The following is a 26,389-nucleotide window of genomic DNA, read 5'->3' on the forward strand; positions in this document are numbered from 1 at the left end:
TCGTTTCCGGTTGCATCGGAATGATTTAACCGCAGAGGGCGCAGAGAACGCAGAGGGAGAGAATACAGAGATGAATAATTCCGATGCTACCGGATTTGATATTACCCATTCCCAATTCCCTAATTGTTAGATTTCAAAGCAAAAAGCATCTCAAGCTGAGCAGTTGTCGGGTCTGTAGAAGCTGTGGCTACGCTAATTCCTCGGAGAGAATTGAGCAATTCAGCGACGGGCGGCGAAACTAAATTTGGCTGTACTGCGAGCAAATATTGGTTAGCCCAAGACATGGTTTTTTCCATATCTATGTAAAAGTAACCTTGGTTGACTTGCGGTAAAGAAGTGGCGATCGCCTGAAAACTCGGACTGCTGCTTAACGGTTGCGGTGGCGTCGAAGTAATCACATCAACTAAAGGCCCGCCGAAAGCTACAAACACAGAATTTTCATTCAGCCAACCGTGCCCGAATAAAGTGCCTTGCTGGGGTATTTGCCACTCTGTAACTTCTTTGCCTTGAACTTGTCTGGGGGCGACGCTGACTGTAGGATTGCTTTTGGCGATCGCATCAAGTTTTTTCAGAGTTGCTTCGGCAGCAGGGCGATCGCTGGTTTCAAAAATCATCGCCGCCCCCATGCCCAACTGAGACAAAATCCCTTGATTGGAACCGATCGCCCCGATCGCAAATTCCCCATTCATCCAACCAAAAACATCACGATCCGCATCCAAATCCAAGCGCTTAAAACTATTCCTCACCTGCTGAACTCCCCTGTCAACTTCCGGGCTATCTTGTGCCTGGGCGGTTGCTTGCGACCAAATTTTATCGATGCCCTTGCCGCCGACTAAAGCAATGGTTTCGCCCGGAAATCTGGGTAACAATTTCGATGCGACTTGTGGATTTTGCTGCACGAATTTAGGGTCTAACTGAGCAATAGTTTTTACCCTCAATCCCTCACTATCCGCCCCAATGCCCGCAACCATTGACTTGACTTGTTTGAACTGCGAAAACACTGTCCAAGGCAACTGAATATCTGCAGGCAGATTAGCTTTCAATTGCTCCATTGCAGCAGGATAGTCAGCAATATAAACAGTTGCGATCGGATTCTTGACACCAGCACTCTCTGCAAAAAACTTAGTTGTGCTCTGCTGCGTAGCGAGGGAGGGTTCTCCTTTAAAAGTATCGATCGCCAATTCCACAGGCTTTTTCAAAGGAGCCATCACTAATTGGTCGTTCAGCAAAGCCACACTGTAGCGCTTGCCAGTTGGCTCTGCAATCTCAAAAATTTTAACTCCTTTATACTCGGTTTCTTGAGTAGTTGCACCGGGCTGAGATTTTAATTTATTAGCAAAATTCCAGGCGCTAATTTTATTTTTCACGCTGACTACTACCAGCAGTTTTGGAGGCTCTGTATTCGTCACAGCATCAGGGGGCAGCAAAGCAACCATCACCCCCCCTAACCAAGGCTTTAAGTCCCTGTCAAAGTCGATTTGAGTGCCTGCCAAGCTTTGTTCTTGAAAAGCCTTCAAACCCTGACCGATCAACTTTTGAGCCCCTGGCGTGCCAAATCGCTGCAACTCGGCCAAGGCTTGGGGATTGGGGGAGATAAACGCGGCCATCATTGCTTCGTCGGGTACAACTTTGGCGCTGTCTTGAGGGTTGGATACTTGTTGGCTCAAACCCTGGAAGTAAAAGTAGACCGCAGCGCTACCTGCTGCGACGATGGAGGCAGCAATTAGAAGCTTTGATTTTTTTGCAGGCATGGTTTGTGTTCCTCGCGTCCCATATTAGTTTAATCAAAATACAGAAAGCTTGTGGCGAGGTGATCGGGCCGGCTCTCTCGTTTTGTATAATCAAAGACAAGTTTGGACGATCGTCTAAACTGCTAGAACTGTGCATTATTGGTAAAAGATGAAAGTAGCGATCGCGGGAGCAACGGGATTTGTAGGTAGCCGGCTGGTGGAGAAGCTGCAAGCTGCGGGACATCAAGTTGTGGTTTTGAGCAGGGATGCGGCGAAGGCTGGCCGAGTTTTTCCGGCTTCAGCTTATCCGAATTTGGAAGTTGTCGCCTACACTCCTGCGGAGTCCGGTGATTGGCAAAAGTCGATCGCGGGCTGCGACGCTGTTGTCAATTTAGCAGGGGTTCCGATTGCGGAGGAAAGGTGGACGGAGGCGCGCCAGCAAGCAATTCTGGACAGTCGCAGATTGACGACGGCAAAATTGGTCGAGGCGATCGTCAATGCTAATCCTAGACCATCGGTGTTTGTTAGCGCATCCGCGATCGGCTATTACGGAACCAGCGAAACCGCTGAGTTTGACGAAACGAGCCTCGCGGGAAACGATTTTTTAGCAGCAGTTTGCAAAGACTGGGAAGCAGCCGCCCAACCTGCAAAAAATGCGGGAACGCGGTTAGCAATTTTGCGGCTGGGGATAGTGTTGGGAATGGGAGGCGCGTTGGCAAAAATGCTGCCACCTTTTAAACTATTTGCAGGCGGGCCGCTGGGCACTGGGAAACAGTGGTTTTCTTGGGTTCATCGCGAGGATGTGGTTGATTTAATTTTGTACGCTTTGCAAAATTCGCAAGTTGAAGGCGTTTTGAATGCGACAGCACCGAATCCGGTGCGGATGAATGAATTGTGTCAAACTTTAGGGGAAGTTTTAAAGCGACCTTCTTGGTTGCCGGTGCCAGGTTTTGCTTTAGAAATGCTGTTGGGAGACGGGGCAAAACTTGTTTTGGAAGGGCAGAGAGTGTTGCCGAAACAAACTTTAGCTAGCGGTTTTCAATATCAATATCCGACGCTAAAATTAGCACTCGAAGAGATTTTATCGGGAAGTTAGAAGTCGCATCCTCGTTGTCCAAGAAACCGGGTTTCTGCGATAATTTTGGCATCTTCACGCCCGATTGGGTGAAGAAACCCGGTTTCTGAGGCCCTGCCATCCAAGAAACCGGGTTTCTGCGATAATTTTGGCATCCTACCGAAGATTTGGGTAAGAAACCCGGTTTCTGAACCCCACGCGATCGCGCCTCAGCCTCAGCCAAGAAACCGGGTTTCTGCGATAATTTTGGCATCCTACCGAAGATTTGGGCAAGAAACCCGGTTTCTGAACCCTCCCCTTCCGCTAGCCACTCACCTATCCTCTGATATGCCACGTCGCCAAATTATCTTCCAAGCGGGTAATTACTACCATGTTTATAACCGAGGTAATAACCGTCAGCTTATCTTTTTTGAGCGAGAAAACTATATTTATTTTTTACGTCAATTAAGAAACCATCTGATTATTCATGGTGTCGATATTATTGCTTATTGTTTGATGCCGAACCACTATCATTTATTAGTTTACCTGCAAACGGATGATTTTTCCAAGCTGATGCAGTCATTTACTCTGTCTTATGCTAAGGCTATCAATAAACGCTATCAAAGGGTGGGTTCACTATTTCAGGGACGGTTTCAGGCGATTCATGTGGATGGAGAAGACTATTTATTACACTTAACTCGATATATTCACTTAAACCCAGTCTGTGCTAATATAGTTTAAAAAGCAGAGGATTGGGAGTTTTCCAGCTATCAGGAATATATTGATTTGCGTCAGGGAAGTTTACCTAAAATAGATGGAGTGCGATCGCAAGTTTTTTCAGCCGATGCTTATCGTGACTTTTTAGAAGGTTCAACTAGCGATAAATTAATCCAGTATTTAACATTTGAAGAATAGAAGGCTTTAAGAAACCGGGTTTCTGGGAGAATTTTGACATCCTCACGCCCGATTTGGGTAAGAAACCCGGTTTCTGAATCCCCACGCGTGTTCCCAGAAACTCCAAGAAACCGGGTTTCTGGGAGAATTTTGGCATCCCAACAGAGATTTGGGTTTCAAACCCGGTTTCTCAACCCCCCACGCGATCGCGCCTAACCCTGAGCCAAGAAACCGGGTTTCTGTGATAATTTAGGCATCCTACCCAAGATTTGGGTTTCAAACCCGGTTTCTGAGCCCCACGCGCGACTATATCTAGTTGTTATAATAAATAAACCTGAGCATTTTTTCTTCTAATAGAATAGCTTGTATTAATTGCCAGATGAAGATTAAGCGCGATCGCCCCCCCGGAGAGTGACAGAAGAGGGATATAGGGTTTAATCTTCAATATTGCGATCGCAATATAAACGCATTCTTAATATTCTGTTTATTCCTTGCTATTGAAACTGTTTCAGAGTAATCTAGTAACCATAAGTCAGTTATAATATTTTCATAAGTTGGATTCACGAAAAATTTCTGCAAGTTTAACTCACATCTCTTGCGCTCAAATCATATGGACACATCTGAAAAGTTTTGTTTTTGTACTCTAGCTGTAGGTGATAGGTATCGTGCTCATGTAAAGATGCTAGCTCAAGATATCCAGACCCATATGCCTTCCACAACTTTATGTATCCTAAGCGATCAACCAGAGCAGTTTAAAAATTTCCCTCATGTTCTGGTGTTCAAGCACTACCTCCAGAGTGTGAAAGGGTATCATGACAAACGTTTCGTTCTTGAAAAAGCTCTCTCACTATTTGAGAGTTGTATGTTTTTAGACTCTGATGTTAGATTGCTAGGCCCTCTAGTAGAAGAAATGAATTGGTCTCCTGGAATTACAGCAAGAGCAGGTACTGATTTGGTCAAACACATACAAAACATTAAAAATCCGAAAGAAATTGAAGTTATAAAAGCAGCAGGGCAAAAACTAAATATTGATCTTCAACAAGTGAAGTGGCTTCACGAGTTTATGTTTGTCATGAAGAGACAGAATGGATTAGAAGGGGAATTTTTTGAACTTTGGCAGACAATTTCTTACTTTTTTGAAATGCAACAAATCTATCATGGTGAGGGTTATGCTATGGGGCTAGCTGCGGCTCGAATTGGGATGACATTTGATTTTTTCCGCGAAGACAAATTTCCATTCTTTAAGGATAATATTGAACGAGTAAGAATCCAAAATGGACAAGCAATTATTCAGGAGAAACAAATTTACTTCGACATCCATAAACAGATTGAATATCCCAAACGTTCCCTTTGGGAGAAAATCAACAACAAACTAAGTAAACAGGTTGTGTTTTATTATCGATTATTTAGACTGAGAGTTTTTATTAAAAAAGATCCTAATTATTATAAAATCTTTGGATGAGTATACAAAAAATAATGGCTCTTCATTACTTGGTATGCCAACTTGTATAGAAATGTAGTCAAAACCTTTGCTCCGCAAAGGTTTTGACTATTTATTTAGATGAATTGGGCTAGAATGAGCGATATTTCGTTTAATCCTTATTTAATATTGTTTCCGGTTGCATCGGAATGATTTAACCACAGAGAACGCAGAGAACACAGAGGGAGATAAGAGAGATGAATAATTCCGATGCTACCGGATTTGATATAACAAGGTTTACAGCTTGATTTTGGGTTGTTTAGCATACTACGTACTGAAGAACCAAATATTTCAACCTGAAAGCAGATGATGCAGTAATTTGCAGTATAGAAAATGGAAAAATAGTCATAGAGCCTGTAAATCAGAAAGTTTCCAAATATACCCTAGATGAATTATTAGCAGGCGAAATAGAACCGGGCGAAGAAATCTCTTGGGGAAAACCAGAAGGAGAAGAATTTTGCTAAAATATATCCCCGAACGAGGTCATTTTATTCGCTTCAATTTCGATAATCACAGAGATTTATGGAGAAACCCGGTTTCTGAGCCCTGCGCGATCGTGAGCTTTGAGCAAACTCGCCGGATCGGGCCCAGCGGGGATAATGCAGCCGGGATTCAGCGGGAACAAATTGCCGTAATAATCGCGCTTGACAGCCTCCAAATCGCAAGTGCCAGCAACTCCCGGTAACTGGTACAAATCGCGCAGATAAGCTCCCAAATGCTCGTAATCTTGAATGCGGCGCACATTGCATTTGAACAAGCTGTAGTAAACTGCATCAAAACGGAATAGAGTAGTAAAAAGCCGCACGTCTGCTAATGTCACCCGATCGCCACAAAGGTAACGACTCCTCAAGAGCGAGCGATCTATCTCGTCTAAAACAGCAAACAATTCACTGCAAGCCGAATCATAAGCAGCTTGAGATTGGGCGAAACCGCAGCGATAAACGCCGTTATTCACCGATTGGTAAATCTTCTCATTCCACTCGTCAATTTGCGATCGCAAATCCAGAGGATAAAGATCCATTTCAGGATTGCTAGCAAACTCGTTAAACTCCGAGTTTAGCATCACAATAATTTCCGAACTCTCGTTATTGACGATCGTCTTTTTCGAGTCATCCCACAGCACCGGCACCGTACACCGCCCCTGATAGCCCGGTAAAGCCAACTGGTAAAGTTCCGGCATCGTGTTGCAGCCAAAAGTCTCCGACTCCATCACCCACATTCCCCCTTCCGAGGGATAGACAATAGACACGGATATCGCATCTTCCAGCCCTTTGAGCGCCCTCGTCACGAGAGTGCGGTGCGCCCAAGGGCATCCCGTACCCACGAAGAGGCGATACCGTTCCGCAGCGGGCCCGTGAGGGTTGTCTGGTGCAGTGCTGACAAAGTTGCGGAAACTGCTGCTGGGGCGAATGTATGCTCCCGTGCGATCGGGCGGCGCTAGTTTTGACATCATTAATTGCCACATTGATGTCCAGACAAATTTGCCTAGCTTGACTGTTACGGATGAAGGAAGCGATTTGTTTTTCACAATGCGATTAAAAGTAGTTTGCTAAACATAATTTGCTTATTTTAACTCACATTGCGCTCGAAGTTTGTTCCATCGTTCCCAGGCTCTGCCTGGGAACGCATATTTAGAGGCTCTGCCTCGCTGTTTTCCCTCGCATGGAAACGAGTTTTCTAGAATCTGCCAAAGGCTATTTCAGCATAAGCTCGATCGATCAATCGGCGAGCAACTGTCTGAATTCCCGTATGTTCGTAATAATTGGTAGTCATGTCTAAAAACGCTGCCACATAATCCAATTTGTCATCGGTAACATCAATGTATTGCTTGAGATGGCCTAAAACTATGGCGGGAGTTAAGCCGCGAGACTGTACTAAATTGTTCATCCAACCTTGCGCTGAGGCGAAAGTTGCTGTCACAAATCCGAACTTTTGTGAATTATTTGCGCCCGGAATTAGGTTGCTAATATTTTGGAATGTTGAGTTTTGCTGCAAGGTTGAAGGATTCAATCCGCCTAGGGTATTTTGTGCTACTCTAATGAAGTCCGGGCCGAGGGGAATTAAACCGTCAGCACAAACTAAAGCAGCCATCCGCATCAGAGATTCGCCTTTGTAATGAGATAAATAATTACCAAAGCTTCCCACATTGTCAAGGGAAATATTGTTAAGTTTGCAGAAGGCAATTAGCTCGATCGCCACTTTGACGCACAAGTCGATCGTTTGAGTTGTGTCAGCTTTGGGAGTGAGGCGGCTCAGAAAGGAAAGAAAGCCGATGTTTTCGCCCATTTTATTCGCCATAGCCGTTGCACCTAACGCACTGTCGGCGCTGTCTGCTAACTGGTAAAGCCTGACTACGCCTTGATATGGCTCGTTGGGGTTAGCGTAAAGCTCGATCGCGCGATCGCGAATTTTTCCCACTAATTTGCGCTTTGTTTCCCCTGTCACCGCTTGAATAGTATTATCAAAACCCGTGATATTGTTCCACTCGCCCGGAACCACAAAATCGAGAGATTTGAGCATCATCACAGTGACGCCACCAGACGGCAAATTGTCAATCAATTCCACAATAGATTTGCTCATCACAAACTCCTCAATAGCCAGATTTAAAGTGTTCTTCCAAATACTCCAGCTTCGGCAAATCCGATTCCAGATTCTCGGTTAATTCCCCAGCACTAAGTAGATAAGCGCAAATAAATATTACACGACCATATCCAGTTTTGCAACCGTCTGATCTTTTCTCTCTTCTCTAACTCTGCGTTCTCTGCGATCTCTGCAGTTCATTAAAAAAGTCTTTTCCCCAAAACATTTGCATTTCACTCGCCCTCAGCAAGTTAAGTTTCATTATATTGCTCAACTCAAAATTCTCGCACTGTGTTAAAATAGAGGGCGCAAAATAGAAAAACATAAAATATGACGGTTGCAGTTAACAAAACTCCGGGATTAGCCTCGCGTTTAGTAAATGGCGTACTCTCCATCAAGCCTTTGGCTAATCTAGCCAAGCACCAAGCGCGGGAAATGATGATAACAAGAGCAGAAAAAATCGGAGTGCATTGGCGACAAGAATCGCAAGCACTTTTAGCTCGAAATTGGGATGCAGAATTGCTCAGCGTCCAAAATCCCGATCTTGTTTACCCGAAATATTATCTAACTTCATTCCACGCTTATGAACAAGGTAATATGAGTTGGGAAGCTGCTACAGAAGTTGAAGTTGCCGCCCGTACTGTTCACGCGGGAATTTGGCCGGAAGCGGGTGCAGAAGGGGATGCAAAACTCCGCGCCAGCTATCACGAAGTCATCAAATCTCAGATTGCTTCTTCACCGCAGGATATTGTTGATTTGGGATGCAGTGTGGGAATGAGTACCTTTGCTCTTGGGAAGGTTTACCCGGAAGCGAAGATGACTGGGGTGGAGTTGTCGCCTTATTTCTTAGCAGTTGCTAAATACCGTTCCCAACAGCGAGAATCTGAATTGTTAAATCAAAAATCTCCGACTTGGGTTCACGCTGCTGCTGAATCTACTGGTTTACCGGCGGCTACTTTTGATTTAGTTTCTATTTGTTTAGTTTGTCACGAATTGCCGCAGAAAGCGACTAGAGAAATATTCCGGGAAGCGAGGCGTTTGCTACGTGTTGGCGGACATTTGACAATTATGGATATGAATCCTCAGTCGGAAGTTTATGCCAAAATGCCTCCTTATATTTTGACTTTGCTCAAGAGTACGGAGCCTTATTTGGATCAGTATTTTGGGTTGGATATTGAGCAGGCTTTGGTAGATTCGGGTTTTGCACAGCCGACAATTACTTGCAATACAGTCCGACACCGCACTATTGTTGCTGAGGCAATAAATAGTTAAGGTGGGTGTTTAAAAATGTTGGTAGTTGATGACATTTTTTAAGTGTCATCAACTATCTCTTAGTCCGTGCAGGCGGACTTCGTTTGTATAGTCGCGGTTTCAACCGTCGGATGCTCTTTTTACTGAGATTAACATATCCCACTATGCTACCGTAGATACTTTTTCGTACTCTTCACTGTGTTTTTGCACTGCATCCCAAATATCAACTTTTTGCTGAAGATTAAGCCACAGTTGAGGGCCATTCCCTAACGCTTTCCCAATCCGAATTGCCATATCTACTGTAATTGGTCTTTGACCTAAAACAATTTCGTTGACACTGCGACGGGATACACCAAGTATCTCAGCAAACCTGGTTTGAGTCATTTCAATATCTTCAAGCACATCTGAAATGACCTCGCCCGGATGTACTGGTCTTACTTTCCTCCCTTGAATAATATTTTCTATGTCTTTCATGTAATTTTCCTTACGCTTGAATTTAAATTTTTAGATTTTGTTTTATGGGCTAGTGATAATCTTCGAGATCTATATCGTATGCGTTGTTATCCTGAAATGTAAAAGTTATACGCCAGTTACCTGATACCTTTATTGACCAAGTTCCCTGTCTATCACCTTTAAGCTCGTGTAAATCATAGCCTGGTATTCTAATATCATCTATAATTATTGCTGTATCTATTACTTCAAGTCTTGCTCTTGTCCTTTTTTCAAGTTCTTTAGGAATTCCTTTTGCATTACCTTCCCTCAATAATCTTTCTAATGCTTTATTTTTAAAAGTTTGTATCATGTGAAATAATCTTTCAATCAAGGCTGAATATCCAGTTCATAGCACTTATATATAAATTAAAAGTATTTGTAACTTTTGAGATTACTTTACTAATGTAACCTATGAGGTTACAGATGTCAAGCCTAAAATGATTGCAAAAGCAAAAATCGCTCCAATCTACTAACAGGGCTGGATCTGGGAGAACGAAAAAGCGATCGTAGCGGCTGAGCTAAGCGGATGGTGGTGGCGGTCAATGACGCTCCAAAACTGGATTCGATCGCACTAGCTGTACAATTAACACAGTTAGACAGCAGTCTGAGCTAGAAGATTTTGATAGAACCCTAAAAGAAGGATATCTTCATGAACCCGACAGCCCCCTCTCAAAACGTCCTCGATTGTTTGCAGGTTATTTTGGATGCCACGGCATCGAAAAATTACGAGCTTTTTACCACAGTCGGTGATGCAGGCTACAAAGCGAGCATTACACAAAAAATGTTTGACGATGTTAGCGAGCAGCTTGCTTCCCGTCTGCAAAAGGGATACTCAATTAATTATTTTGGTGAGATAAAACAAGGTAATTCTCCGATTTATTTGTGGAAGCTGAGTTTTGAAGATGGTGGAGATGAATTTGTGGCACACATGACGATGAATGGAGACAAAGTTGCTGGGATTTTCATCGAATAACATATCTTGCTTGACACGGCGTTTTACTGCAATGAATCTAACGCCGATCGCCCACAACCGTTAATCGAAATCGATCGGGCGGCACAAACGTGATTCCCCGGCGGGCCGGACGAATTGGCCGATCGAGATTCGATACAAACTCGCGGGAAGACAAAACCGTTGCTAACACTAGCTTCATCTCAAACATCGATAGCGCCATCCCGATACAGCTTCGACTACCGCCTCCAAACGGTAAAAATTCAGAGGCGGAAAACTTGCGATCTAAAAAGCGATCGGGATTGAATAAAGCCGGATTTTCGTAGGTTTCAGGCCGATGGTGGGCTAAATAGACACAGGGGATTAAAATCGTTCCCGGTGGATATGTATAGCCTTCGAGTTCGATCGTCCGTTTCACCTTGCGCGGCTGCGAAATTAAGGCAATTGGATAAACCCGCAGCGCTTCCTTGCAGACTGCGGTTAAGTAGGGCGACTGCGAAAGTGCGATCGGATCGGGATTTTCGCCCAATTCATCCAACTCGCGGCGCAACTTCGCGAGAGATTCGGGATACTGATGCAGCCAGTAAAACGCCCAAGTCAAGGCAGATCCGGTGGTTTCGTGTCCCAACAGCAACAGCGTCATCAACTGATCGCGCAATTCTCGATCGCCGAGGGATTCGCCGGTGTCGTCGCGGGCCATCATCAACACCGACAGAATATCCGTGCGAGACGAATCGAGAGAATGCGATCGCCTCTCGGCAATTTCTGCATAAATCAGCGAGTCAATCTGCGCCATCTGCTCCAAAAACTGCCCCCACGGACTCCAAGAACCCAAATTTTGCTGTAACGGTTCAAAGAAAAATTGGATTGAGTACAGCTCAGAAGTAATCGCTTCTAAAAGTTGGCTGAGCAAGTGTTTGAGCTGTTCGTAGCGCTCTCCAGGCACCAATCCAAACACGACTTGCAAGATTACTTGCAGCGAAATTTCTGACATTTCTTCGCGCACTGCGATCGCATCTGGGGCTTTCCAGTCGATCGTCTGCTTTTTCGTCAAATCAACAATCAAATGCCCTTGACTGTGCAACTGTTCCCGATGCAGCGCGGGCATTAATAGCTGTCGCTGTCGCAGATGTCGCGGCCCTTCATTCATAATTAGGGATTCATTTCCCACCAGCGGGCGAAATACGTTGGTGACTTTGCCAAATTCAAAGGCATCGGCTAAGGTCGTAAACACCGCCTGAATCGCTTCTGGACTGCCCAGAAACACCACGGGGGGCGAAGAGGGCCCCAACACAGGGGCGGTAAATGTATCGCCGTATTTGGCTTGGTTGCGATCGAAAAATGCGATCGGGTCAGCTACCAGCGAAAGCGTTTGGAACAAAGCAGGAGAACGAGATCCGGTAGGCAGCGTCATTGAAAAACAGGCGATACACAATGTTTCTAGTGTATTATCGATCGACCTTGCACCCTGAAATTTATCGCTCTTTTTTACACGAGGTACAATGGAGGGGAAGCCTAGAAGGTTAGGTATGACTCAGGTATCCGACACACAAGCGACTATTATTCGTACAGAGCGAGGACTGACGATTTCAGGCACTCGACTAACTACCCACAGCAACTCTAGCAAAGGCGTTATCATAGAATCGTTGAGCCAACGGGCGCAACCTAACACCTCGCTGGAGCGGTCGCTGAAAAGCCTTCGCACTCAGCGTTTTAGTCCAATCGTCGCCGCTCAACTTGCTCGTTAGCTGTACAGTAAAGTTCAGATTCAGATATGGATAAGTCAGGAATGCCTTCTGAAATACCTATAGGTTTAGAACATCTTGAGTGGATTGCTTCTCTATCTGCATCTGCTGCGAGTAAATCAGCATACCTCAGTATTGAGCAGCGGGATTTACAAATTATTGGAACGTCTTTATCAACATTTTATCAAGCAGCAACATGTCATAGAAAATGCCACGGTGGAGGTCATCTACTCGAACGCCTAGTTGGTAGGATGTACAACCTTTCCTGTGCGGCATACTCACTAATTACATTGGGTTTTTATGATGAAGCTCTGAGTATGATTAGAAGTATCGGTGAGATATCTAACTTCCTCTCTCTTTCCCTTCAAGATAATAATGCAATAAAGGAATGGATTTCTTCTGACAAGAAAACGAGACTTAGGAATTTTAGTCCTGTTAACGTCAGAAAAAGAATTGAAGAGAAGGGAGGGATGATGCTTGCTACTCAAGAGTGGTATTCAACCCTTAGTGAAGACTATATACACCCCACACCAAATACTAAACCAAATATGCACAATAAAGAAGATATTGCAGTGGCAGGAGGTGTAATACAAGAACAAGGGGCACAAGTAGCAATCAGAAATTTAGCCTACATTACAGGTCCAACTGCGTTGATGGTGTGTGCCTATTTTAAGTTCGATGATGTGCTTCAGGAACTTAAGAAGTTTTATGAGTCTGATACCTAATTTCAGGTACAGCTAACAACCGCGCTGCACCGGAACTTATCGACGAAATGGTCGATTGGCCTGCAAACGTTATCTGCGTGAAAGGCTTACTGGCAATAATGCAATATCTCAGGTTAGAATACTTTAATTCTCGATCGCCCGATCTCCGCCTGAAATTTATTTGTGGCGGATTGCTTCGGCAAGTAGCAAAAATAGTAATGCTACCCGGATCGATCGCAGACTGTACGGCTAGCTTCCCAACCTAAACTGCTAAAAGTTGTAGTTTTAGATGAAATGGATGCTAGCGATCGTGTGGTTTGGCATTCTGCTCACAAAAATCAAATGACTTTGGGATACAATTGTTGTAAAAGCTGGTAGCCAGTTGGCTAAATTTGTTATGACATTAACATCCCGTGTTGTTCATAGCGACCCCGATATTCTGGGGGGAACCCCTGTTTTTGTTGGGACTCGTGTACCAGTGAGAACCCTACTTGATTATCTTGAGGCTGGTGATTCCTTAGAGGTATTTCTAGACCATTTCCCTAGTGTCAGTCGGGAACAGACAATTGCAGCTCTTGAATTAGCAAAGGAAATGCTGACAGCCTATGCGAATCCTGCTTGATGAATGTGCCCCACGACCTTTAAAGCGTGAACTTGCTGATTACGAGATACGCACAGTTTTTGAGATGGGATGGTCAGGAAAAAAGAACGGTGAATTGCTGCAGCTTATGAGTCAAGAGGGCTTCACAATTCTGCTCACCACAGATCAAAATTTGCGCTATCAGCAAAACTTGCAGCAAGCTGGAGTTGCTGTCGTTGTTCTTGTAGCATCGAGCAACAGGCTTCCTGATTTACTTCCTCTGGTAGCAGATGCTCGTAACGTTTTGAATACCATTACTCCGGGGGAAGTGATTGAAGTCGGAGGTTCTTAAAAGTTCTCTAGGCGACGCAGCAAAACAACGCCCATGCACCCGATCGCACAGAGGTTATTTGTTGGGAACGGAGGTAGTCTGCGGCGGGTGATTGACACCGTTAGATCGCTCTATTCCTGCGAGGGTGGGTCCGCAGATTGTACGGCTAGCTTCCCAGCCTAACATGACTGTTTTACGCTCTACTCCCCAGCCATAGCCACCAATTTCTCCAGATTCTCGAATGACTCGGTGACATGGAATTAGATAGCCGATCGGATTTTTACCGATCGCATTTCCTACAGCTCTAGCAGCAGTTGGGCGAGCTACCATTTGAGCTATACTCTGATAAGTGGCGATCGCCCCAAATGGCAATTTCAAAAGTGCTCGCCAAACTTGAATCTGAAAGTTAGTGCCTTTTACCAACAGCGTTAGTGGTTTTGGCGCGCTGAGAGTTTCTGAATTGAAAATCAGGTCACATAAGGTTTGAGTGGCTTGCTCATCACGAATGATTTCAGCATTTTTCCATGCCAATCGCAGTGTTTGTTCGGCAGTTTGTTCGTCTGTTGTATCCAAGAAATAAAGATTACAAATACCACGGGCAGTTGTCGCGATTAGAGATGTGCCAAACGGGGTATCATGAATACCATAGCGAATTTGCAAACCTGCTCCGCCTGTTTTGAACTCCCCTGGTGACATTGCTTCTAAGTTCACAAATAAATCGTGTAATCGTCCGGGACTCGATAGTCTCACGTCCAATGTTAGGTCTAGAAGGCTTTTAGTTTGAGTGATTTTTGACTTGGCATATTCAACTGTCAGATATTGCAAAAACCGCTTGGGGCTAATGCCGGCCCATTGAGTAAATAGCCGTTGAAAATGATATTCACTCAGTCCTATGTGCTGGGCCACAGTTGCCAGATTGGGCTGGTTTAGGTGGTGTTGTCGCATAAAGGCGATCGCCCGAGCAATCCGGTGATAATCTTCGCTAGCATAGACACTCGCATTCTGCATCGAAATCATCTAGTGTGAATCAAGGGAATTTTGATGTTTCCTCACTTTAGCCATAGAGTAGGCTCAAAGCCACCCGTTTCTTGCGGTGAATGCAGTCAGTCGATTTTAGATTTTAGATTGAAGAAAGCGACTTCACTGCTAAACCCGGGGGCTTGCGATGAGGATTCAAAGCTTTTTTCTCGCTCCACGGATGCCTCGGGCGACTTGTAACCACATTTTTTGATGGTCAGTCAATTAACCGAACTTTGGGCCTCAGTTTCCGCGCAACTGCTGCACCAAGTGAACTAATTCGGGTAAAATTAGCTTTTCCACAGCTAGTTTCACACCATTGCTAGATCCCGGAAGAGAAAAGACTAACTTGCCTTGATACACGCCTGCAACGGCGCGAGACGCGATCGCCCTCGAACCAATTTCTTGATAGCTCAAAAACCGAAATATCTCACCAAATCCTGGTAAAATCCTGTCTAGCAAACTCTCCATCACATCATAAGTCGTATCTCGGGGAGCGATGCCCGTGCCGCCGTTAAAAATGATTGCATCCACATCTTGACGCTGGGAAAAAGCCTGCATTTGCAATACAATTTTGGCCGCATCATCTTTAACAACTGTGTAAGCTACCACAGAGTGACCCGCATCTTTTAGCAGCTTCTTAGTTAACAAGCCGCTATTGTCTGTTTCCGCCGAGCGCGTGTCGCTAACAGTAATGATCGCGCAATTTACAGTTATTTTAGATAAGTCGGGGTGAGGAATTTGCGTCATATAACAGATGTTGAAGGAAAAAGGAAGAAGCAAGAAGGAAGAGGGAATCAGGAAAAGGGAAGAGGGAATAAGTCATTAGTTAGTTGTGATTTGTTCGTTGTTAGTGATTCATTATCAAATAACCAATAACCAATAACCAATAACCAATGCCCCATACCCCATGCCCCATGCCCCATGCCCTATTCCCCATCAATTATGCCTTGCTAAATCCTAAGCCGTTTGCTTCCGAGTAGCGTTCCATAAAACGCATAAATCGATCCCATTCTGCGGAACTTTTCATTATATAAAGAGCTTCCAAACCCGCAGGCTGACCGTTGATGAACTTAGCATTAACCTCGCGAGTGAGGAGTTCGCCTTCGTCGTCGATCATGTACATTCCAGTAATGTCTTCGGTACTGGTGCTGCTGAGAGCTTTGGGATTTTCAAAGATAAACGTGGCAGTGCCTTGCTCTCCGCTTTTAGAACGGGTTAGGCGCACTTCGGGCACAGCATCTTCGTCTATACCCCGAGAGAATTGAATTTTAGCCATAATCTGACAGTGGAACCTTAAGGATTGCTTAATTTCTTAATGTTTAATCATAAAACGATTCGGGTACTCGCAAATCAAGACTTGGGAGAGTGGGAGTGGGTGAGAGTGGGTGAGAGTGGGTGAGAGTGAGGCAATCGGAGACAAGGGCGAGGGGAGATGGGTTGGTTCTTCTGAGATATTGCACCATTCTCAATAATCCTTTCAGGGCGGGCAGGATGCCCAACCCCTACTCCCCACAAGAAAATCTACTCTTTGTGGAACAGGCATCTTGCCTGTTCTTAAGAATGGTGCAAGATGTGAGTTCTTTGTCCCCCAATTTCTTCTCTCCCTTGTCTCCCAATTCCCTTAGACGATGTAAGGAGAGTTAATTGGCTCGGCCCGCTTTGTGGCTACCAGAGTTTGGTAGATGAGGGCGGATATCTCGCCACGGGTGATGTCGTGGGCGGGGGAAAGTTTTTCGCGCGCGGGATAGTTGACCACGATTTTGCGCTCTGTGGCGGTTGCTATCTCGTCGGTGGCAAAACTGGGAATCTGAGATCGATCGACATAAACGCTCAAAGAATTGGGGTTGCCGCCCGCCAACTGCAAGCCGTTTACCAAAGATACGATCGCCTGAACTTTAGTCAAATTCTGCTCCGGGCGAAACGTGCTGTCTGGATATCCAGCCAAAAACCCAGCTCGATTAGCTTGGACGATCGCACCTTGCGCCCAAAAATCCACCGCCACATCCTTAAAAACCGTCGTCTCACGGCGCGGCACCAATTCAAACGCCTTCGCCAACATAGCCGCATACTGAGCTCTAGTTACACTATCGTAAGGTTGAAAAGTGCCGTTGGGAAACCCGCTAACAATATTCATCTTTGCCAAGCGATCGATAAAATCCTTAGCCCAATGCGTGCTGATATCGCTGAACTTTACCCCGCCAGGAGTCGGAGTCGGCGTCACATTGCCCAAATCAAATAAACCTTTCACCCGCGAAGAATTGAGCTGATTTCCCACCGCAGAAATCTTAACCCCAGTCGCGTTTTGCAAGTCTAATTCACCGTTATTCTGAAAAATATTGCCACCCAAATCTTGAGCCGTACCAATATCTGGCAGCGATTTCCCCACAGCAGTCAAACCGTCTTCGGTATTTTTTTCAATGCGATTCTTGCGTAAAACCGGCTTAGATTCCCCCGACAAAACAATACCGGAGCGATTTTCCAAAATTTGATTGTCAACAATCAAAGGAGCAGATTGAGCTTGCAGAGAGATGCCGAAACCGGTATTTTGAAAAACATTGCGCCGTATTACTCCTTTAGCAGTTCCCGCCGCAATTACGCCAGCCGCCGAGTTTTGTACAAATCTGTTGTCCAGAATCGCAGGATTAGCGGTTCCCGTGGCAAAAACGCCTTCGCGCTTGCAAAGTGTGAAAGTGCAGTTAGCCACAGTCGGAGAAGTTGACTCAATCCAGACTCCCGTGCCGCGACTATCGAGATTCGTGACAGTTACTCCGCGCAATTGGGAATTAGTTGCTAGCAGTATAGTGATATTTTGACCCGCAGCGGGGGGACTTACAAATTTGCCGCTTCCTTGAATTAGAATGCCTCTACCTTTGTTAGTTTCATTGCCAATAACTTTTACTTCGGAGGGAATTTGCAAGGGGAATTGTTCGCCGCTAGCAGCGCTGTAAGTTCCCGGTGATAACTGAATCGTAGTTCCCGATGCAGCGCGGGCGATCGCGCGGGCGATCGTTTTGAATGGGGCCGATTGGGTGCCGGCTGCGGCATCGCTGCCTGTTTGCGAGTTGACGTAAAGTGTTGTCATGTTTTTGTTGAAGAGATAATTGGCGATCGAGCTTTTGTGCAATTTTCATTGTCTGCGAACTTGACCCCGGATTTATATTCACCTTTAATTGCGGAGATTATTTAATTGCACGATATCCGCAACATCACCCATCAGGATTTGCAATCGCAGCGGGATTGTCCCTACAAATCACTAAATTACTAATTTTCGGGTCTGAAACCGATTTTTTTGCCTTCGGTTAAACCTAAAAACCGAGATTTTTAGTCAAGAAAGCCGGTTGTTTTTCTCGTTCCCGGCTCTGCCTGGTAACGCATTCCAAGAAACTCTGCCTCGCCTTAACTACCAGTCAATTTCACAATACAAGACGCATCCAAAACTACTAGAATTTCATTCTGAAAAACAGCACAACTTGTCATTGCTGAAGCTAAGGCGGAAATTTTCCCTTGCTTGAGAAAAAGCCTCGCCTCCGGTGTAGAATCAAATTGATTTAGCCAGCGATCATCCTTTATATACTGAAGACTCAACGCATTGCGATCGAGCATCCAAAAATCAACTCCATATTGATTGATAAAGTTTTGCAAAACAGCTCGATCGGGAGTGTATTGAGCGCGGATTAAATCGGTAACTCGCTGCCGATATTTGCTATAGTAGCCTTTCTGATACGGCACTGCATATTCCTTTGCCACTAAAACCGAACGCTGGCTAAATGTTGGCAAATTGTCCGCCTCTGCCGCGATCGAAGCAATCAGGATATCTTTAGGTTGTTGCTCAAAAAATTTGTACAAAGCCGGCATTTTAGCTTCTACATAACCGACTGTCGGAAATGTTTCAACAAAGCAGGGATAAAGCACCACTGCGACAGCGATAATCGCTGTCGTAATTAGTGCAACTATATTTTTAAAATGAAATTTTGTTGCGGTTGTTGATGCCCAATGACCGACTCCATCAATGATTAACGTTAGGGCGATCGCACTTATCAACACAACAATAAATCGCAAGCTGTAGGCTGTATAGCGGCCTGGTTGATACAGCTTAAAAATGGTAGCGTGAGCCGCAAAAAACATCGCCGAGGATGCTAAAAATAGCTGAAGCAACAGCCAAATTTTGCTTTGAATCTGTTTGGCTAAAGGAAAGTGCGATCGCCCTAACAGCAGCAGCGGAAATAACAGCGCGACACAGTGAGTTACAGGCGTAAACAGCGACTTGGGAAACATCCCGCTGCCCCGCCCTGTCAACCAAAAATCTACCGGATTTGGACGAAAAAAAGCATTTCTGCCGTTGGGCGCAAATTCGGCCATTTGTTTCGCTTCTGCTGTTGTATAAGTTGGGCCAAATTCAGATTTATCTAAGGCATAGGGCAGCATTACTAAAAAGATTAGTCCCAAACCTGTACTGCAAAATAGGTAATTTGTGCGATCGCCCGACAAGCGCAAACCGCCGTTTTTCCAGCATAGCAGGCGCAAAACTAAAATTCCGGCAGCAACCAAGGCGTAAGGAGGATAGAATAGTCCGATCAGGGCGATCGCTCCCAAACAAGGCAGCAACGAACTGCGCGACAAATAATATAAAAAACCGAGAAATATCGGATAGATAAAAGCTCTGGGCGTTGTGGAAGCCAAATCGTCAGTCATCCACATATGCTGATTTAACAGCAAAGATGCGATAAATCCAGTCAGCGGCACTGGCAGCATTTCTAGGCACAAACCAAAACAGAAATAAGTGGAGATTAAGCCGAGAAATAGTGGCAATATTTTGTGAAAAAATAGCGGGTGAATGCCAATTGTTGCTGCTATTTTGTAGAGCGTGCTGTATCCTGCGGGGGCGACAGATTGAAAGTAGTTAGCAATGAAATCGTTGGGGAATAATTCTCGATCGACAAACCGCATCATCCAGAAAACGTGCTGCCTCGCATCGTCTTGCACCACATACTCGGCGCTGAAGGCTTGCTCGATACCTAAGAAACCATAAATTGCGGCAAATGTCAAGCTCAGAGTCAACCAAAATATTGTGCGCGATCGGGATTTTTCATCCACAGTCGCCGTCAGAAACTTGTGCAAGCGGGCTATTAATACCATTTAAGATTTGAGATTTGAGATTTGAGATTCGGAATAACTGATATCGTTTCCGGTTGCATCGGAATCATAAAATCGAGTCAACAGTCAGTAGGGGCGGTGCCCCCGTGCCCGCCCTCTTAACAGTCAACAGTCAACAGTCAACAGTCATGTATGAGTGCAACCGGAATTGATATGATTCTTAAAAGTAGGACTATATCATATCTGGTCAATTAAGCTGTTGTGCATTTAAATTATATATTTCGACGATCGATCAAAAATACCCCTCAAAAAAACAGAAAATCGCCCGCTAACAATCATTTTTCCGGCCGTTATATCGTTTCCGCTTGCATCGGAATGATTTAACCACAGAGTACACAGAGTACACAGAGGGAGAGGATATATATCTGAATCATTCCGATGCTACCGGATTTGATATTAGATGGGTTCCCAGACTCTTCGACAGCAACCAGTTACAAACTTTCAAATAAAACAATGGTAAGGTGCGCGTTGCACACCCTACAGATCGAGTTTGCGTGTCTGGGAGTATCCTTTTTATTTTCAAGCTGCAAACGAGACAAATAGAGAAGCAATACCGATCGCGATCGCACCTAGTCCCATCACAAAAGACCAGAAACGGTGATAACTGCTAACCGTCGTACCGCTATCGCTTTCAAGCCGAATCAAATCCATCCAAGGCGCGACACCCCGGCGGAACCAACCCAAAGTCCTAACATCCATCCCAATCAAACTTTTAACCCGTTTCATGCCAAACAGAAAATTACCAATCGGCCCAAAACGAGAAGCATAGCGCAGATAAATCATTCCCGTTCTATCTTGCAATTTCAAATCAGAACCAAACGTATAACCCGCATCGCCGCGACCAATTAATTCGCCTTGTAGTTGCGCCGGTTGACCCCGCAAAGGACTTGCGTAAGGGTCAGACATTAAGGTTAAAACATCCAAGTGTTCTGCTTGTTCGTAATTCGGGAACATCACCAATGTCTTGAGCAAAATTCCCATACCTAAACCGATTAAAGGACAAGCAACCATCATCATCGGGTTTACAGCATACAGCGCAATGCCGATCGCAAAACCCACCGCTAAGCCGAGAGTTTCTGCACTGTACAGCAGTAAATCGAACACAAAATTGCCGTACAATCTCCGCTTGCTCAAATCCTTGCCTTCGCCGACAATCCGGCCCATATCAAACTCAACATCCAAGCCCAATTGTTCTGCGTAGGTGCTCAAAGCACGAACTCGCTTACCAGTAAGCGGGTGAGTTGAATTCAACTCCATCCACCAAGCCCAAGGATTAAACATATCCCACAGAAACACTCGCCCAATTTTTTCCGGTTCCGACGCAATCCGGTAAGCGGTACCAGTAGAAGTTGCAGCTTTGGCATCATAAATGCCCAAGGCGCGAGTTCCTTCTAATAAGCGGCTGGGTTCCGTTCCTCTTTGTCCTTCTTCCAAAATACCGTAAGCAATTTTTACCAAAGCGCGGGATAAAGCGTTGGGGTTTCCGGTAGTTTCAGCGGCAAAATGGTCGGCAAAATATTCTCGCGTCCGTGACAAATATAGCAATAAATAAGTGCCTGCAATGTAAAATAAATAAGCAACAGCAGCTACAGTACCCGCCGCATCTTTAGCTTTGTCGCCGCCCTTCCGACCGAGCCTTTGAGTTGTAGTATAAATTAAGTAAGTAATCTGCACTAAAGTCGAAGCTAAGGTGATGACTGCAAAGTCCCAGTGGACGATGTGACCGAGTTCGTGAGCGTAAACAGTGGCAATTTCTTCGTCGTCTAAATAGGTGAAAAGACCTTGACTGACGACTAAGCGAGCGCTGTTAGGAAAGGAACCGTAGGTAAAAGCAGTGGGGTTTTGGTCGTTGATAATTCCTAACCGCGGCTGTTGCAGGTTTTTCTGTTTACAAACCTTCTGAATAACTTTCGCTGCTTCGGGACTGTGGCTTTCAATTTCTGCTAGGGAAACCCAGCGAGTATTGTAAAGCCAATTTTGGGTTAAGTCCATCAAGTAAGGCGATAGGAAAAAAGCTGCGATGTTAAAAATTATAGTGATGGGAAGTGCGATCGCCAATCCGGTAACTGGATCGGGACTGTTGATAATCAAAACTGAGGCTAGGGATAGCGCCAACACCATACCAAACAGCAGGGTGATGGTGACGCCGGAAGCTAAAACGAGATTTCCGCCAGTTTTCTGTATAAGTTTAACGCCGGCTTTGGGCGATCGCCCTGCCTTGCGTAAAGGAGCTTGAGATGGCATAATAATCTCCAAAGGTTATTGACAAATGGTAATCGCCGTGGGATTTTATCTATACTTCACTGTTTTAACCTGTCAGTGCGGATCGCGGTAAGGAGTCTCAACAAAAATATATAATTTCCTCTATTTTGTTAAGATTGAAAACTGCCCGCATAATTTGTTTGGGCGAATTCTATTACTGTCTCAAAACTCAACAATCAAAACTATTTAAAAGTTACTGCTATGTCAATTCTTGAAATTGCCCAAAAAACGCGCGCCTCTGCTAGGAAATTGGCAGTTTTGTCCGCTGATGCCAAAAATCAAGCGATTGAGGCTATTGCTAAAGCTTTAGAAGCTGCTGCTGCGGATATTTTAGCGGCGAATGCTGCTGATTGCAAGGCGGCCCAGACGGATGGAATTGCGAAACCGCTGTACGATCGCCTGAAGTTGGATGAGAGCAAGTTGAAAAGTGCGATCGCAGGCGTGCGAGATGTTGCCAAACTCCCAGACCCGATCGGTGCCGTGCAAATTGATCGCGAATTGGACACAGGATTAATTCTGAAGCGCGTAACCTGTCCTTTGGGTGTTTTGGGCATTATTTTTGAAGCGCGTCCAGAAGCCTTAATTCAGATAGTATCCTTGGCAATCAAATCGGGCAACGGCGTTATTCTCAAAGGCGGCAAAGAAGCAGTCCGTTCCTGCGAAATCTTGACAAAAGTCATCCATCAAGCATTAGCAGAAACAGCGGTTAATCCCGCAGCCGTGCAGTTGCTCACCACGCGGGAAGAAACAATCGAACTGCTGAAAATGGATGAATACGTAGATTTAATTATTCCCAGAGGTTCTAATTCCTTCGTGCGGTTCGTGCAGGAAAATACCCGGATTCCCGTGTTGGGACACGCCGATGGAATTTGTCATTTGTACGCAGACAAAGCAGCCGATATTCAGAAAGCTGTAGAGATTGCGGTGGATGCCAAAACTCAGTATCCCGCCGCCTGCAATGCCATTGAAACTATGTTAGTTCATAAGGATCTCGCCCCCATTTTTCTGCCCGCTGTCGCCCAAGCTTTGCAGCACAAAAAAGTCGAATTGCGGGGAGACGAACCAACTCGCCGCATCTTAGAAAATATTGCCGAAGCGACAGAAATAGATTGGTCTACAGAATACAGCGATTTGATTTTGTCAATCAAAATAGTAGAGTCCGTGGAAGAGGCAATTAATCACATCAACACCTACGGTTCCCGACATACAGATGTGATTGTTACCGAAGATAGCGAAGCGGCCGAAACTTTTTTAAATGCAGTCGATGCGGCTGGAGTTTATCACAATTGTTCGACTCGATTTGCTGACGGTTTCCGCTACGGTTTCGGCGCAGAAGTGGGGATTAGCACGCAGCAAATGCCGCCTCGCGGGCCTGTTGGTTTAGAGGGTTTGATTACCTATAAGTATCGAGTTGTTGGAGACGGTCATATTGCTGCGAGTTATGTCGGGAAAGATGCGAAGGAATTTACTCATCGAGACTTGTAAGATACAATAGTGCGATCCTTGCAGGAGTCGTAAATATTTTCACCCCACCCCAACCCTCCCCTTAGTAAGGGGAGGGAGTAAGAAATTCACAAATGATTTAGGATTGCTATAGTGCGATCGTCCGATCGCGATCGGCCGATTCACAAATTATCGATCGCACTGCTATACTGAATCTATACCCTTCGTAATCGCGCCCGGAGGCAAAAAAATGTCCGCTGCAATTACCATTAACCCCTATGAAATTAGGCAAATATCCCAACCGGATACAGTAAGTCAGTCAAGGTTGCGATCGATCGCCCAAAACACAGAGGCTCTAGCAACAGCAGTAGAGAATAAGTGGGAAGATTTTTCCGATGGGGAGCGTGAGTTGCTTAAAGCTCTGATTTATGCCTCAATTATCAATCAAGATGGTAATCAAGGTTTTTTTGCTTCTCTGAGAACAAGGCTGTCGCTAGCTTGGATGCTAATCTGTGGTGAAACTGATGTTCTGACTGACTACTTCAACGCCTTAATTCGTCTAAAAAATGCTGTACTTGGAGCGATCGAAAGAGAGCACCCTGATTACGAGCAAACAATGGCTGAAGTAGTGCAGGAAGCTTTGGCTAAATCGGGCGATAGTCCTGCAATGACACCCGATGAGTTTTGTGAGTGGCTGAGCAGTGTTTCGGATTAATCCATCTGATAAATTTAAGCGTTCCTACAAAGAGCTTCTGAAGCGTCATTATAAAGGTGAGAAAGCTAAGAAAGTTTTTCAGGATTGTATTGCACAAATTATAAAAAATTTAAGTAGCAATCCTTTGATGCCTAATTCTTTCGCTGAAGGATGGCCCGGAAGTTTGAGTAAACCGGAAGAATGGGAATTCCGAAAGTATTGCTTTGATATGCCAAATTTACAGGGTGCGGCGCGTCAGGGAAGACTTATGTACTTGGTTGATCGTACTCAAAGCGTAATTAAGCTTACATGGATATATACACACAGTGAGTTTCCCAAGCGTCCTCCTGACAAGAATTTAAAGCAATTGCTTGCAGAGCTTATGGAGTCACAGCAACAACAGGAAGAAAATGTGTCAGAGTCAAATGATGATGATGATGAGTCTACATCATGAAACGATCGATAAAACCATGAAGTAGAGCATTGATATTGCAGGATCGATCGCCCTCCCATTCAACCAAACTTAGCTAAAATAAGCTATACTGTGCTCCGGGACTCCTCAACTCGAACAATCCACCGTTGTTTATGTCAAACTCATCCCTCCTCGCCCCTGGTTCCACCCTCGAAAAACGCTACCGCATCATCCGCGAATTGGGCCGCGGCGGCTTCGGCCGCACTTACCTCGCCGAAGACATCAACCGCTACAACGAACATTGCGTGCTCAAAGAGTTTTCTCCGGTTGTTCACAGCCCGAAAGCGGCCGAATTGTTCGATCGCGAAGCGAATATGCTTTACAACCTCCAACACCCGCAAATCCCCCGATTTCGAGAACTGCTTCGCACCGATTTGGGCGGTAATCCATCTTTATTTTTAGTCCAAGACTACATCCCCGGCGAAACCTATGAACAAATACTTATATCTCGCCAGCAGCAAGGTAACAATTTTACCGAAGCCGAAGTTACTCAACTGCTATTTCAGATTTTACCCGTTTTAGAATACATTCATTCCCGCAATTTAATTCACCGCGATGTTTCTCCCGACAACATCATCCAGCACAATACTGACAAACTGCCATTTTTAATTGACTTCGGTTCTGTTAAGCAAATCGCAGCAACCGCCGTATTTCAGTTTAGCGGACAATCGGATACCGCGATCGGCAAACAAGGTTATTCGCCCGCCGAACAAATGCGGCTGGGAAAAGTTACTCCCGCTAGCGATTTGTACGCTTTAGCCGTCACGGCTTTAGTGCTGCTAAGCGGCAAAAAGCCTCAAAAATTGTACGATATCCATAACAAAACTTGGGATTGGCGATCGCACGTCACAGTCAGTCAAAACCTCGCAACTGTGTTGGATAAGATGCTAGCAGAACAATTGGGCGATCGCTACCAGTCCGCAAAAGAAGTCCGCGAAGCACTCAAAGATCCAAAACTATCTCACATTGGCAGTATAATTTCCCAAATGGTGACAATGAACTTTGTCGGCCGCCCTTTCAAAAACACCACTCAAACTGCTACCAGTAATCATAATCCTGTTCACCAAAATTCTCAAATTGTTAACAACAACAGCACATTCAAGTTAATTCCTTGGAAAACCCTAGGGAGTTTAAGTGTGATTTTGGTGCCAGGAATTTTAGCTTTTAGTGTAGTCAAATCTGGTTTCACCTTGCCCAAGTTGCCTGATTTACCTAAATTTTCTTCGCCCCAGCAACCTCCCAATACATCCTTAGAGGACTCCGAAATAATTCGTCAAGAAAAGATTGGTAAACGACGCAAAAATCTCAACATTAATCAAGATATATTCTATCAAAAAGTGGATGAATCATATTACAATAAATATCCCGAATTCCAAGGTCGTACCTTGACAGAAAAGCCAGAAGATGCTGAAATTAGGCGGAAATGGTATGAAGTTGCTGAGGATTTACTGGACAAGTTGGAGAAAGGAGGAGAGTTTTGACACTCCTCGCGCTAAAGCGACGAGGATTCTTAAGACCATATTTTCTGTCTTAAAGGCGCTGACAAAGTGCCCC

The 26,389-nt window shown here is 45.0% G+C and carries 27 protein-coding genes; 15 read left to right on the forward strand and 12 right to left on the reverse strand.

What is annotated here, in order from left to right; all coding sequences use genetic code 11:
• Positions 1-119: 119 nt before the first annotated feature.
• On the reverse strand, positions 120-1,751 hold the full coding sequence (locus QUA58_RS24125) for a DUF3352 domain-containing protein (RefSeq protein ID WP_333396403.1): 1,632 nt from the start codon (positions 1,749-1,751) through the stop codon (positions 120-122).
• A 148-nt stretch (positions 1,752-1,899) separates the two neighbouring features.
• Between QUA58_RS24125 and thyD the strand changes: the two genes are divergently transcribed.
• The 4 genes from thyD (at position 1,900) to QUA58_RS24145 (ending at position 5,140) form a co-directional block, all read left to right on the forward strand.
• Positions 1,900-2,826: a thylakoid membrane protein ThyD gene (gene thyD / locus QUA58_RS24130; RefSeq protein ID WP_333252345.1), complete on the forward strand. Its 927-nt coding sequence runs from the start codon at positions 1,900-1,902 to the stop codon at positions 2,824-2,826.
• A 306-nt stretch (positions 2,827-3,132) separates the two neighbouring features.
• Positions 3,133-3,525: a transposase gene (locus tag QUA58_RS24135; RefSeq protein WP_333396404.1), complete on the forward strand. Its 393-nt coding sequence runs from the start codon at positions 3,133-3,135 to the stop codon at positions 3,523-3,525.
• Positions 3,526-3,570: 45 nt separating this feature from the next.
• On the forward strand, positions 3,571-3,699 hold the full coding sequence (locus QUA58_RS24140) for a hypothetical protein (RefSeq protein WP_333396406.1): 129 nt from the start codon (positions 3,571-3,573) through the stop codon (positions 3,697-3,699).
• Positions 3,700-4,288: 589 nt separating this feature from the next.
• A complete protein-coding gene (locus tag QUA58_RS24145) occupies positions 4,289-5,140 on the forward strand; it encodes a hypothetical protein (RefSeq protein ID WP_333309787.1) in 852 nt (283 codons plus the stop codon).
• 538 nt (positions 5,141-5,678) lie between these two features.
• Here QUA58_RS24145 and QUA58_RS24150 read toward each other — a convergent pair.
• Complete coding sequence (locus QUA58_RS24150) at positions 5,679-6,623, reverse strand: glutathione S-transferase C-terminal domain-containing protein (RefSeq protein WP_333396433.1); 945 nt, start codon at positions 6,621-6,623, stop codon at positions 5,679-5,681.
• 212 nt (positions 6,624-6,835) lie between these two features.
• Positions 6,836-7,738 (reverse strand): hypothetical protein, encoded by a 903-nt coding sequence (locus QUA58_RS24155; RefSeq protein ID WP_333252341.1) that lies wholly within the window; start codon positions 7,736-7,738, stop codon positions 6,836-6,838.
• A 330-nt stretch (positions 7,739-8,068) separates the two neighbouring features.
• Here QUA58_RS24155 and QUA58_RS24160 point away from each other — a divergent pair, with 330 nt between their 5' ends.
• Entirely contained in the window at positions 8,069-9,010 is a 942-nt protein-coding gene (locus tag QUA58_RS24160; protein WP_333396408.1) for a class I SAM-dependent methyltransferase, read from the forward strand.
• 141 nt (positions 9,011-9,151) lie between these two features.
• Here the strand turns inward: QUA58_RS24160 and QUA58_RS24165 are convergent, their stop codons facing one another.
• On the reverse strand, positions 9,152-9,463 hold the full coding sequence (locus tag QUA58_RS24165; protein ID WP_333396411.1) for a HigA family addiction module antitoxin: 312 nt from the start codon (positions 9,461-9,463) through the stop codon (positions 9,152-9,154).
• Positions 9,464-9,512: 49 nt separating this feature from the next.
• Complete coding sequence (locus QUA58_RS24170; RefSeq protein WP_190743610.1) at positions 9,513-9,791, reverse strand: type II toxin-antitoxin system RelE/ParE family toxin; 279 nt, start codon at positions 9,789-9,791, stop codon at positions 9,513-9,515.
• Positions 9,792-10,130: 339 nt separating this feature from the next.
• Here QUA58_RS24170 and QUA58_RS24175 point away from each other — a divergent pair, with 339 nt between their 5' ends.
• The gene (locus QUA58_RS24175) at positions 10,131-10,454 is read left to right on the forward strand and encodes a hypothetical protein (RefSeq protein ID WP_333252336.1); all 324 of its coding nucleotides are present in this window, start codon (positions 10,131-10,133) and stop codon (positions 10,452-10,454) included.
• Between the two features lie 37 nt (positions 10,455-10,491).
• On the opposite strand, the gene QUA58_RS24180 is transcribed toward QUA58_RS24175, so the two are convergent.
• Complete coding sequence (locus QUA58_RS24180; protein ID WP_333396412.1) at positions 10,492-11,844, reverse strand: cytochrome P450; 1,353 nt, start codon at positions 11,842-11,844, stop codon at positions 10,492-10,494.
• A 115-nt stretch (positions 11,845-11,959) separates the two neighbouring features.
• Between QUA58_RS24180 and QUA58_RS24185 the strand changes: the two genes are divergently transcribed.
• From QUA58_RS24185 to QUA58_RS24205, 5 genes are all read left to right on the forward strand, one after another.
• Positions 11,960-12,178 carry a hypothetical protein gene (locus QUA58_RS24185; protein WP_333396415.1) on the forward strand — a complete coding sequence of 73 codons (219 nt, stop codon included), beginning with the start codon at positions 11,960-11,962 and terminating at the stop codon, positions 12,176-12,178.
• Between the two features lie 26 nt (positions 12,179-12,204).
• Positions 12,205-12,900 carry a hypothetical protein gene (locus tag QUA58_RS24190; protein ID WP_333396417.1) on the forward strand — a complete coding sequence of 232 codons (696 nt, stop codon included), beginning with the start codon at positions 12,205-12,207 and terminating at the stop codon, positions 12,898-12,900.
• A 47-nt stretch (positions 12,901-12,947) separates the two neighbouring features.
• Complete coding sequence (locus QUA58_RS24195) at positions 12,948-13,145, forward strand: hypothetical protein (protein ID WP_333396419.1); 198 nt, start codon at positions 12,948-12,950, stop codon at positions 13,143-13,145.
• A gap of 131 nt (positions 13,146-13,276) precedes the next feature.
• Entirely contained in the window at positions 13,277-13,501 is a 225-nt protein-coding gene (locus QUA58_RS24200; protein WP_333396421.1) for a DUF433 domain-containing protein, read from the forward strand.
• Positions 13,485-13,811 carry a DUF5615 family PIN-like protein gene (locus tag QUA58_RS24205; protein ID WP_333396423.1) on the forward strand — a complete coding sequence of 109 codons (327 nt, stop codon included), beginning with the start codon at positions 13,485-13,487 and terminating at the stop codon, positions 13,809-13,811. The genes QUA58_RS24200 and QUA58_RS24205 overlap by 17 nt, the downstream gene beginning before the upstream one ends.
• A gap of 54 nt (positions 13,812-13,865) precedes the next feature.
• Here QUA58_RS24205 and QUA58_RS24210 read toward each other — a convergent pair whose 3' ends face one another.
• The 6 genes from QUA58_RS24210 to QUA58_RS24235 form a co-directional block, all read right to left on the reverse strand.
• Entirely contained in the window at positions 13,866-14,798 is a 933-nt protein-coding gene (locus QUA58_RS24210; RefSeq protein WP_333396425.1) for a methylated-DNA--[protein]-cysteine S-methyltransferase, read from the reverse strand.
• Between the two features lie 252 nt (positions 14,799-15,050).
• Entirely contained in the window at positions 15,051-15,557 is a 507-nt protein-coding gene (locus QUA58_RS24215) for a MogA/MoaB family molybdenum cofactor biosynthesis protein (RefSeq protein ID WP_333396426.1), read from the reverse strand.
• Between the two features lie 193 nt (positions 15,558-15,750).
• Positions 15,751-16,086, reverse strand: coding sequence for a photosystem II reaction center protein Psb28 (psb28, locus tag QUA58_RS24220; protein ID WP_333210232.1), 336 nt, complete (start codon positions 16,084-16,086; stop codon positions 15,751-15,753).
• Between the two features lie 345 nt (positions 16,087-16,431).
• Positions 16,432-17,892, reverse strand: a complete 1,461-nt coding sequence (locus QUA58_RS24225; protein ID WP_333396428.1) for a DUF1565 domain-containing protein — start codon at positions 17,890-17,892, stop codon at positions 16,432-16,434.
• Between the two features lie 314 nt (positions 17,893-18,206).
• The gene (locus QUA58_RS24230) at positions 18,207-19,946 is read right to left on the reverse strand and encodes a hypothetical protein (protein ID WP_333396429.1); all 1,740 of its coding nucleotides are present in this window, start codon (positions 19,944-19,946) and stop codon (positions 18,207-18,209) included.
• A gap of 537 nt (positions 19,947-20,483) precedes the next feature.
• Complete coding sequence (locus QUA58_RS24235; protein WP_333256498.1) at positions 20,484-22,208, reverse strand: zinc metalloprotease HtpX; 1,725 nt, start codon at positions 22,206-22,208, stop codon at positions 20,484-20,486.
• Between the two features lie 219 nt (positions 22,209-22,427).
• Between QUA58_RS24235 and QUA58_RS24240 the strand changes: the two genes are divergently transcribed.
• From QUA58_RS24240 to QUA58_RS24255, 4 genes are all read left to right on the forward strand, one after another.
• Positions 22,428-23,711 carry a glutamate-5-semialdehyde dehydrogenase gene (locus tag QUA58_RS24240; RefSeq protein ID WP_333256496.1) on the forward strand — a complete coding sequence of 428 codons (1,284 nt, stop codon included), beginning with the start codon at positions 22,428-22,430 and terminating at the stop codon, positions 23,709-23,711.
• Positions 23,712-23,919: 208 nt separating this feature from the next.
• A complete protein-coding gene (locus QUA58_RS24245; protein WP_333396431.1) occupies positions 23,920-24,384 on the forward strand; it encodes a hypothetical protein in 465 nt (154 codons plus the stop codon).
• Positions 24,371-24,817 (forward strand): hypothetical protein, encoded by a 447-nt coding sequence (locus QUA58_RS24250; RefSeq protein WP_333256491.1) that lies wholly within the window; start codon positions 24,371-24,373, stop codon positions 24,815-24,817. The genes QUA58_RS24245 and QUA58_RS24250 overlap by 14 nt, the downstream gene beginning before the upstream one ends.
• Before the next feature lie 131 nt (positions 24,818-24,948).
• A complete protein-coding gene (locus QUA58_RS24255; RefSeq protein WP_333256488.1) occupies positions 24,949-26,316 on the forward strand; it encodes a serine/threonine-protein kinase in 1,368 nt (455 codons plus the stop codon).
• The last annotated feature ends 73 nt before the right edge of the window (positions 26,317-26,389 follow it).

This window comes from Microcoleus sp. N9_A1, from assembly GCF_036701795.1.
Lineage (GTDB): Bacteria > Cyanobacteriota > Cyanobacteriia > Cyanobacteriales > Microcoleaceae > Microcoleus.